Annotated in this window: 8 protein-coding genes and 1 pseudogene; 6 read left to right on the forward strand and 3 right to left on the reverse strand. The window is 63.7% G+C overall.

Annotated features, from left to right (window positions below; genetic code table 11):
- Window positions 1-49: 49 nt before the first annotated feature.
- The 4 genes from HBF25_RS21245 to tssA all read left to right on the forward strand — a co-directional run bounded on the left by HBF25_RS21245 (window position 50) and on the right by tssA (window position 4,431).
- Entirely contained in the window at window positions 50-901 is an 852-nt protein-coding gene (locus HBF25_RS21245; protein ID WP_166952586.1) for a CorC family transporter, read from the forward strand.
- A gap of 258 nt (window positions 902-1,159) precedes the next feature.
- A complete protein-coding gene (locus HBF25_RS21250; RefSeq protein ID WP_243853358.1) occupies window positions 1,160-2,368 on the forward strand; it encodes a lipoprotein N-acyltransferase Lnb domain-containing protein in 1,209 nt (402 codons plus the stop codon).
- A gap of 100 nt (window positions 2,369-2,468) precedes the next feature.
- Window positions 2,469-3,422, forward strand: a complete 954-nt coding sequence (locus HBF25_RS21255) for a LysR family transcriptional regulator (protein WP_166952588.1) — start codon at window positions 2,469-2,471, stop codon at window positions 3,420-3,422.
- Window positions 3,415-4,431, forward strand: a complete 1,017-nt coding sequence (gene tssA / locus HBF25_RS21260) for a type VI secretion system protein TssA (RefSeq protein ID WP_166952591.1) — start codon at window positions 3,415-3,417, stop codon at window positions 4,429-4,431. The genes HBF25_RS21255 and tssA overlap by 8 nt, the downstream gene beginning before the upstream one ends.
- Here the strand turns inward: tssA and HBF25_RS21265 are convergent.
- The 3 genes and pseudogenes from HBF25_RS21265 to tssB form a co-directional block, all read right to left on the reverse strand.
- Window positions 4,428-5,270, reverse strand: a complete 843-nt coding sequence (locus HBF25_RS21265; protein ID WP_166952593.1) for a serine/threonine-protein kinase — start codon at window positions 5,268-5,270, stop codon at window positions 4,428-4,430. The genes tssA and HBF25_RS21265 overlap by 4 nt on opposite strands.
- 5 nt (window positions 5,271-5,275) lie before the next feature.
- Window positions 5,276-6,667 (reverse strand): annotated as a pseudogene (gene tssC, locus HBF25_RS21270) (type VI secretion system contractile sheath large subunit); the annotation flags it as partial.
- A gap of 2 nt (window positions 6,668-6,669) precedes the next feature.
- Window positions 6,670-7,182 (reverse strand): type VI secretion system contractile sheath small subunit, encoded by a 513-nt coding sequence (tssB, locus tag HBF25_RS21275; RefSeq protein ID WP_166952599.1) that lies wholly within the window; start codon window positions 7,180-7,182, stop codon window positions 6,670-6,672.
- A gap of 225 nt (window positions 7,183-7,407) precedes the next feature.
- Between tssB and HBF25_RS21280 the strand changes: the two genes are divergently transcribed.
- Window positions 7,408-8,430 carry a magnesium and cobalt transport protein CorA gene (locus tag HBF25_RS21280; RefSeq protein WP_243853359.1) on the forward strand — a complete coding sequence of 341 codons (1,023 nt, stop codon included), beginning with the start codon at window positions 7,408-7,410 and terminating at the stop codon, window positions 8,428-8,430.
- Between the two features lie 277 nt (window positions 8,431-8,707).
- Window positions 8,708-9,287 (forward strand): helix-turn-helix domain-containing protein (locus tag HBF25_RS22705; protein ID WP_166952602.1); only part of this gene is annotated, 580 nt, incomplete at its 3' end.

Genomic DNA, 9,287 nt, shown 5'->3' on the forward strand with positions numbered 1-9,287 from the left:
TTCCAGTAGACTGCCCCTTCCGCCCATCCGGGCAGAAAACCAAAGAGTGATGAACGAGGACCCTGGTAGTACCAACGGCCCGGCCCACCGATCGTGGTGGGATCGACTGGGCCACCTGTTTTCCGGCGAACCGCGCAACCGCGACGAACTGATCGAGGAGCTGCGCACCGCCCAGGCCAACGGCCTGATGTCCAACGACACCCTGACCATGGTCGAGGGTGCGATCAAGGTCACCGAACTCAGCGTCGACGATGTCATGGTGCCCCGTGCCCAGATCGTCAGCCTCCCCGCCGACGCCCCCCTCGCCGACATCCTTGCCACCGTGGTCGAATCCGGCCATTCGCGCTTCCCCGTGCACGGTGAGGACAAGGACGAAGTGCTCGGCATCCTGCTGGCCAAGGACATCCTGAAGTATTTCGGCCAGAGCGAGGCCTTCGACGTGCGCGCCCTGCTGCGCCCGGCCGTGCTCATCCCCGAATCCATGCGCCTGAACGTGCTGCTGGCGGAATTCCGCCTCACGCGCAACCACATGGCCCTGGTGGTAGATGAATACGGCGGCGTGGCCGGCCTGATCACCATCGAGGACGTCCTGGAGCAGATCGTCGGCGAAATCGACGACGAGCACGACGACGAGGAAGACCCGGTGCTGGTGCAGGCCCTGGCCGAAGGCGGCTTCTCGGTCAGCGCCCTCACCCCCATCGCCGACTTCAACGAAATCGCCGGTTCGCATTTCTCCGACGAGGAATTCGACACGGTCGGCGGCATGGTCACCTCCGAGTTCGGGCACCTGCCGTCGGCAGGCGAAGAAATCTCGGTGGGTGGTTTCGTGTTCCGCGTCACGCAGGCGGACGATCGCCGTGTGCAGGAGTTCCACGTCGCCCGCACCGACGAAGTATCCTGATCCCAGAACAGGCCCTGTAGGAGCGCGCCTCGCGCGCGACCACCTTTCGCGATACAGCGGCAGGGCCTGGCTACGTCTTCGCAAAAACCTGTCGCGCGCAGGCGCGCTCCTACAAGGGATGGCGCACGGCTCATGCATTTTGCCAAGAACCTGTCGCGCGCGAGGCGCGCTCCTACAAGGGATGGCGCACGGCTCATGCGTTTTGCCACGAACATGTCGCGCGCGAGGCGCGCTCCTACCACGGATGTCGTACGCCCCATGCGTTTTGCCCTGATCCTGTTGCTTGCCCTGTGTATCACGCCGCTCGCTCGCGCGGGCGTAGTCGATGCACCTGCAAGCGACCTCGAAATCTCGCTGATGACCTATGGCCCGGGCGATATCTACTGGGAGCGTTTCGGCCACGATGCGCTGGAAGTGCGCGACACCGTGAGCGGCCAGGCCATCGCCTTCAACTACGGCGTGTTCGACTTCGACCAGGACGGGTTCATCCTGAATTTCGCGCGCGGCATCATGGCCTACCGCATGGATGCCGAGCCCACCGAATCCGACGTGTCGTTCTATTCGGGCGAAGGCCGCTACGTACGCAAGCAGCGCCTTGCACTGAACGATGAACAGAAGGATCGCCTGCGACGGTTCCTCGTCTGGAACGTGCAACCCCAGAACGCCGGCTACAACTACGACTATTACCTGGACAACTGCACCACGCGCGTCCGCAATGCGCTGGATGACGCGCTCGACGGCGCCCTAGGCGCGCAGCTGCGCAGCAAGCCTGGCGGTATGACCTACCGCGAACAGACCGCGCGCCTGATGAGCAACCAGCCCTGGCTGATGCTCGGCATGGACCTGGGCCTTGGCCCCTTTGCCGATCAGCCCATGAATGCCTGGAAGGAAGCCTTCCTGCCCATGGTGCTGGAAGACGAGATCCGCAGCGTCCGTATCGGCAGCGGCTCCGACGAGCGTGCGCTCGTGGCCGCCGAGGATACGCTCGCCCCGAGTCGCCTCGACGCGCCGCCCGGGGAAGCTCCCGACCTGCGCTGGCCACTGCTGATCGCCGGCCTCGTGCTGGCCGCGCCTCTTTCCCTGCCCGTGTTTTCCCGTACGCGCATCGCGCGTGGCATCTTCGTCGCCTTCGGCACGCTGTTCACCGTATTCGCGGGGCTGGCCGGCCTGCTCATGATCGGCCTGTGGGCGCTCACGCTGCACCGCTCGGCATGGGGCAACTTCAACCTGCTCGCCTACCAGCCGCTGGCATTCCTGCTCCTCCCCGGGATATGGAAGCTGCGCCGTGCAGGACGTCCGATGGGACACCTTGCGCCACGCGTGGCAGGGCTATCGTTTGCGGCCTGCATCATTGCGCTGCTGCTTCACCTGTGGCCCGGTTTTCCTCAGCGCAACATGCCCTGGCTGTTGTTCGCCCTGCCGTGCTGGACAGCGCTTTTCGCGACATTCTGCCGACGTCACGACTGAAACCACCCACAAGCCACTTCATCGATTGCCCACGATGGGGCGGCCTGTAGAATGACGACCTCTTCGCAAGACCAGGACGGTATTGCGAGCTGGATCGGTGATGACCCTGAAACCTAGCGAACTTCCCCTCCTCGTCGCACTGGATGTGCTGCTCGAGGAATGTAACGTGACCCGTGCAGCCTCCCGCCTGCATGTGAGTCAACCTGCACTCTCGGCACAGCTGGCAAAGTTGCGGCGCCTGTTCGGCGATCCCTTGCTCGTGCCGTCCGAAACAGGGCGCGGCATGGTGCCCACGCCCCGGGCCGAGAGCATGGCCGGTGTGCTGCGCGATGCCCTGGCCAGGCTCACCGCCATCCACCGCCCCGACCAGGGATTCGATCCACGTCGCGACGCGGCCACGTTCCATATCCGTGGCAACGACAGCGCCAATGCGATGCTCGCACCGCTCCTGTTGCAACGCCTGCACGCCTTCCACAACCCTTCGCTGAGACTGGCATTTCGCATCGACGATGAAAATGCCGATGCGCTGGCCCAGTTCGAGCAGGGCGAGATCGATATCCTCGTCGCACCCGAAGAACGCATACCTGCCTCCCTGAAAGCCCGTTCCCTGGTGACGGATCAGTTCGCAATGATCCAGCGCAAGGGACATCCCCGTGGATGCGATGCACCCGACCTCGATGCCTACTGTGCGCTCGCGCACGTCATGGTGTCTCCTTCGGGCCATCTGCACGGCGGCATCGACCGGCACCTGAAATCACTGGGCAGGCAGCGGCACATCGTTGCCAGCGTGGCTTATGCAGGGCTGCTGAGCGAGGTCCTGGTCACCACCGACCTGGTCTGCACGCTGCCCGGCAGCATGGCACGTGCCATGGGGCCGGACGTGGACATCATCGCCCTCCCCTTCGCCCTGCCCTCCCTGCGACTGTCGATGGCATGGCATGTCCGCGCCGACAAACAGGCCAGCCATCAATGGCTGCGCGAGATCCTGATGGCCGTGGCCCATGAGCGGCCGGATACCAACCTTTGCCAGAATAAAGCGTACCGCCATGCGTGACCTGTCCCCTTACATACTGGCCATGGACGAGGCTTGCCCCTGCGGCCCCAATCTGGAGTACGACAGTGCTTTCCTGGCGCTCGAACGACTGGCCACGCCAGACGAAGAGCGCGGTGTCGGCGCCACGGTCAGGCAGGCGCAGGAGCCCGATTGGCGGGACGTGGCCCGTATGGCGGAAACCCTGGCCTTGCGCACGCGCGACCTGCGGGTTGTCCTATGCCTGGCCCAGGCCTGGCTTGCCCTTGAAGCCCTGCCGGCCATGGCCGATGGACTGGCCGTCGTACAGGCCCTCCTGGAACAGCACTGGGAACATGTCCATCCCTGCCTGGACGACGGCGACCCCACGGAGCGGATCAATGCCCTGGCGTTACTGGGCGCCGACCCGGGCATCCTCGGGCATCTGCGCCGCTGCACCGTGATCGCGATCGAACGCGTAGGCGTCGTCACCCAACGTGACCTGCGAACCTTGGCGGAGACCGCGTCGTCCACCAACGACGATGACCTGCACAAGACGCTAAGGGAACACGTGGCGACTGTCTTCGGCCATGCCGGGCATAGCCGTCTGCAAGAAATCGATGCGGTCGCAGTCCGCGCCATCGGGCATCTGGAAGCAATCGGGCAGGTGTTCGCCATGCACACCCCGGGTCGCGGGCCCGACATCGAACCGTGTATCCGGGAACTGGGCATCCTGCGACGGGAAGTGCAGGCCTACCTGCCCATGGACAACGCGCAGGCCCCGGCTTGTGTATCGCCTTCGCCGGAAAACGAGGCAACGGATGCGTCGCCTGCCGGTGCCGTCCATCGGTTGCCACGGTCGCTTGATGCCGACGAAATACGTCACCGCCTTGATGAAATCTGCGAATGGTATGCCGCGAACGAACCCGCAAGTCCGGTGCCCGTCATCCTGCGCCGGGCGCGCGGCCTGATCGGTCTTGATTTCACCTCGCTTCTTCAGGCGATAGCCCCGGGTGGCCTGACGGAATTCCGTTCACTGGCCGGGGAAGACTAGCGCAGCCTCCGCCACCATCCACCACCTGCAAGGCCGCGCAGGATATCGTCCACGCCGGCAGTCCGGTGTTCCGCATGGAACGCCAGCGCTGCACGCAACGCACTGGCATGGCGCCAGCCCAGGCCTGGGATATCCGGCGGCGTCCGTCGTCGCCGCATGGCCGTTAGCGCATCCTCCCGCTGGAAGGGATGTTCACCTGTCAACGTCTCCGCCACCACGCAGGCGAAGGCATAGACGTCGTCCTTGTGGCAGGGCACGGCGCCTTCCAGCAAGGCCTTGCTGGCATAGGCCGGCGAGACACCGGCGAGACAGCCACGGGTAGCCCACCCGGTGCCGAAATCAAACAGCTTCACCGTTCCCGCCCCGGTCACGATGACGTTGTCGGGTTTTACGTCACCATGCACCACGCCTGCCATATGCGCATCACCGATGGCACGGCCAAGCTGGATGATCCATGGCCATGCCCTTGCCAGGGGCACGCCATCGGGACCGGCCTCCCGAATGAGCTGGCGCAACGTGCTCCCCTGTACATATTCCATGGTCATGAACCACTCATCGCCATCGCGATCGAAGTCCATCGTGCGAATCACGTGCGGGCTGCTTACGCGCATGGATCGCCGTGCCTCTTCCTGAAGTGCCATCCAGGCACCAGGGTATTCACGCCAGCGGGGCGCCAGTACCTTGATGGCAACATAGGGATAGCACTGCCGTGCTTCGACGCGTCGCGCATCGCGCGCCAGGAAAACCACACCCATGCCGCCCTGACCCAGGTGGCGGATGATGCGGTAGCGATTGGCCAGCCATTGCCCCGCGCGGACACCACCCTTGGGCGGCGCCATCAGGGCGGGCTCCCCTCCACCTCCTCGACGACCACGCTGGCATCGGCAAGCGGCTTGCGAGCCTTGCTCTCTTCGCTGGAATTGGTGGGGTCGCCATCGACATAGTTGAGAATCCAGTCGCTCAGCCAACGCTCCATCTGCTCACGGGTGCTGAATGAACCCACCTTGTCGCGCACGATGCATTTCAGATAGTGCGCGAAGCGTGCGCAGGCAAACATGTAGGGAAGACGGGCACTCAATGCGGCGTTGGCGGTGGCCGTCGGGTCATCGTATTCCTCGGGCCGGGCAAGCGATTGCGCACCGATGAAGGCGGCCATGCTCGTGTTCTTCCGGTGCACCAGGGGAAGCAGGCCCATCTTGTCCAGTTCCGCCGAACGACGATCGGTAATGGCGATTTCCGTGGGACATGTCATGTCCACGCCGCCATCGTCCGAGGGGAAACTGTGCGCAGGCAGATTCGCGACAGCTCCGCCGGATTCCACACCACGAATACGCGTGCACCATCCGTACTGACGGAACGACCGATTGACGTTCACACCGAAAGCATAGGCCGCGTTCTGCCACACATAACCGCTGGCCGCACCACCCGACGTATCTTCCTCGAAATCGAAACTATCCACCGGATCGGTCTTTGCACCGTACGGAAGCCTGGCCAGGGTTCGCGGCATGGCCAGCGCGAGATACTTGGCATCCTCGCTATCGCGCAGTGCACGCCAGCCGGCGTAATCGGGCGTGGTAAATATCTTGCCCAGGTCGCGCGGGTTGGCCAGTTCGTCCCAGCCATCCATGCCAAGCAGCGAAGGCGCCGCCGCGGCAATGAACGGTGCGTGGGCGGCGGCAGCAATACGGGCCATGCCGGAAAGAAGCTCCACGTCCTGCGGTGTATGGTCGAAGTAGAAGTCACCAATGAGGCAACCATACGGTTCACCACCGAGCTGGCCGTATTCTTCTTCGTAAATACGCTTGAAGACCGGGCTCTGGTCCCACGCGGCACCTTTGTAGCGCTTCAGCACGCGGCCCAGGTCGCTCTTTGCGATGTTCATTACCCGGATCTTCAGCTGGCTGTCGGTTTCCGAGTTGCTCACCAGATGATGCAGACCCCTCCATGAACCCTCCAGCGCGCGGAAGGCGGGATGATGGAGGATGGCGTTGATCTGTGCCGTGAGTTTGCGATCGATCTCCGCCACGCAGGCATTGATGGTCTCGGTCACGTCATCGGCAACGATGTCCGCACGATCGAGCACCTGCTCGGCCAGGGTCGCTACCGCAGACAGCACCTCGTCGCGGGCACGCTCGCTCTTGGGCCGGAACTCCTTTGCCAGCAGGGCGGCGAAGTCGCCGGGGGCCTCCGTGGTGATGGCCGTGTCGGTCGCGGCTTCCTGCAACTGCTCGCTCATGGTCAGGCGCCCTCCCCGTCAGCGTCGACCACCGGCGCCTTGGGAGCCAGGGTCGCCAGCAGGGACGCATCCTTCAGGGCCTGGGCAAGCAGGTTCTCCGCGCCGGCCTTGCCGTCCAGGTAGGTACCCAGATTCGCCAGTTGCGTACGCGCTTCTAGCAGCTTCGCCAGGGGCGCTACCTGGCGCGCAATCGCCTCCGGGGAGAAGTCGTCCATGTGCAGAAACTGCATGTCCACGTGAAGGCTGCCTTCATGGGTCAACAGGTTGTCTACATCAAACGACAGGGACGGCGCGATGGACTCCATCCGGTCGTTGAAGTTCTCGACATCGAACTCCGCGGCCTTGCGCTCGTCGACGGGAGGCAGCACGCTTGCGTTGCTACCCGAGAGGTCGGCCAGGACCCCCATGGTGAAAGGAAGGCTTACCTTCTTCTGCGAGCCACCCAGCTCGACGTCATATTCGATCTGGACACGGGGGGCGCGATTGCGCCCGATGAATTTCTGACTGCTTTCCATGCAACGTCCTGTCGCTGGTTGGAACGCCTCTATGACATCTTCAGGAAGAAGCCGAGGCGTCGGATGAGGATTTCATCGTAGGCCAATGCCAACGCATGGTGAAATCGTTCATCCATATGGCAGTCATAAGGCCGGGTGATATACCTGGCGACGCTGCCAGCGGCGCCGTCCAGGGATCGGGTCCGTAGATTGCCGCGTCACGCGACCCACGGCATCATGGCCGCCATGGCACCCCTCCCTCTTCTCCCCGAATCCGCCCCTGGTCCGTCCCAGGCAGGCATGGTCGTCAACTGCGTGGCCTACCGTAACGACGGCAGGCGCATCGGCGACATCACCCTGGACGCCATCAGTGACATCCTTCAGGAGCCGGACACCTTTGTCTGGGTAGGCCTGCACGAACCGGACGAAGCCCTGCTGCTGAAGCTCCAGGAGGAGTTCGACCTGCACGATCTTGCGATCGAGGACGCCCAGCACGCCCACCAGCGCACCAAGATCGAAGCCTACGGCGACTCGCTGTTCATCGTGGCGCAGACCGCCCAGCTCGTCGGCGGCAACATCGCCTTCGGCGAAACCCAGATCTTCGTAGGTCGGCGCTATTTCGTGACCGTGCGCCACGGCGCTTCGCTCTCCTACGCCCCGGCACGACGCAGCTGCGAGCAGTCGCCGGAGCTGCTGGGCATGGGCCCGAGCTATGCGCTGTATGCCGTGCTCGACTTCATCGTCGATAACTTCCTTCCCATCGTGCGCGACTTCCGCCAGGAGCTGCACGAGCTGGAAAACGACATCTTCGCCGAAACCTACAACCGCAACACCATCAAGCGCCTGTACGACATGCAGCGCGAACTGATGACCCTGCGCCTCGCGGTGGTGCCGTTGCAGGATATCGTCGCGCAACTGGTACGCCTGCATCCGCACCTCATCCACGATGAATTGCGTGCGTACTTCCGCGACATCTACGACCATGTATTCCGTGTAAACGAATCCATCAACGCGATGCGCGAGATGCTTGGCGCCGCAATCAGCGTGAACCTCTCGCTGGTGACGTTCGGGCAGAACGAGGTGATGAAAAAGCTGGCCGGTTGGGCCGCCATGCTTGCGGCACCGACACTCATCACCAGCTGGTACGGCATGAACTTCGCGCACATGCCGGAGCTGGAGAAGCCCTGGGCCTATCCCACGATCATCTGCGTGGTGGCGTGTATCGTGGGTGGCATTTTCATCCTGCTCAAGAAGAATCGCTGGTTTTGAGGCGTTTTTTTGGGTGGGGTGTTTGCTTCGTAGGGTGGGCTCGCCTGGCGGCCTCGCGCTCGGCGCCTGTGGCGTGGTCGCCTGGAGGCGACGGGGGCGGCCCTTGTCGCTCCGGCCTGCGGTGTCCCTCGGGAAAGGAGGAGCCGCTGCGCGGCTCAGTGTCTTATGGCTTCGCCCCTTCGGGCACGGGGAGCGTGCGGGGTTTCCTGACTCGACATCCGGCGATCTCAACCGGTCGGTGCAACACCAGCGTCTAATCGGGACGGAGGTGGGCATCATGAGCAGAACAGTCAGGCTTTGGCATCATTTATCGGCAGCCGAACGCAGGCAGATCTGGGCGGATTGGCAAGCCGGTGTGCCGCCAGCGAGTATCGCTCGGTCGCTGGGGCGGCACGATGAGATCATTCATTACGTTCTAAGACAGCGCGGCGGATTCGCGCCTCCACCACGCAAACGGGCCGCTCGGACGTTGCAGTTGGCTGAGCGCGAAGAGATCTCCCGAGGCTTGTGCCAAGGGCACTCCTTGCACCAGATCGCCCAGACTCTGGGACGGGCGCCGTCCAGTATCAGTCGTGAGGTACGACGCAACGGAGGTCCAGGTCGTTACCGGGCGGCTAACGCCGATCAGCGAGCCTGGGCCCAGGCCAAGCGGCCAAAGGCGTGCCGGTTGGCCTGCCACGGTGCCCTTCGTCGGGTGGTGGCCGCCAAGCTGGCTCTTCGCTGGGCACCGCAGCAGATCAGTGGATGGCTTGCTCAGCGCTATCCACAGGACGACAGTATGCGGGTGTCCCACGAAACCATCTATCGGAGCCTGTTCGTCCAAACCCGGGGCGTGCTGAAAAAACAGCTCCTAGCGC

Origin of the sequence: Luteibacter anthropi (assembly GCF_011759365.1) — a bacterium.
Lineage (GTDB): Bacteria > Pseudomonadota > Gammaproteobacteria > Xanthomonadales > Rhodanobacteraceae > Luteibacter > Luteibacter anthropi.

Coding starts and splice junctions, on each gene's coding strand:
- HBF25_RS21245 (WP_166952586.1), top strand. CDS start 50: ATGAACGAGGACCCTGGTAGTACCAACGGCCCGGCCCACCGATCGTGG.
- HBF25_RS21250 (WP_243853358.1), top strand. CDS start 1,160: ATGCGTTTTGCCCTGATCCTGTTGCTTGCCCTGTGTATCACGCCGCTC.
- HBF25_RS21255 (WP_166952588.1), top strand. CDS start 2,469: ATGACCCTGAAACCTAGCGAACTTCCCCTCCTCGTCGCACTGGATGTG.
- tssA (WP_166952591.1), top strand. CDS start 3,415: ATGCGTGACCTGTCCCCTTACATACTGGCCATGGACGAGGCTTGCCCC.
- HBF25_RS21265 (WP_166952593.1), bottom strand. CDS start 5,270: ATGGCGCCGCCCAAGGGTGGTGTCCGCGCGGGGCAATGGCTGGCCAAT.
- tssB (WP_166952599.1), bottom strand. CDS start 7,182: ATGGAAAGCAGTCAGAAATTCATCGGGCGCAATCGCGCCCCCCGTGTC.
- HBF25_RS21280 (WP_243853359.1), top strand. CDS start 7,408: ATGGCACCCCTCCCTCTTCTCCCCGAATCCGCCCCTGGTCCGTCCCAG.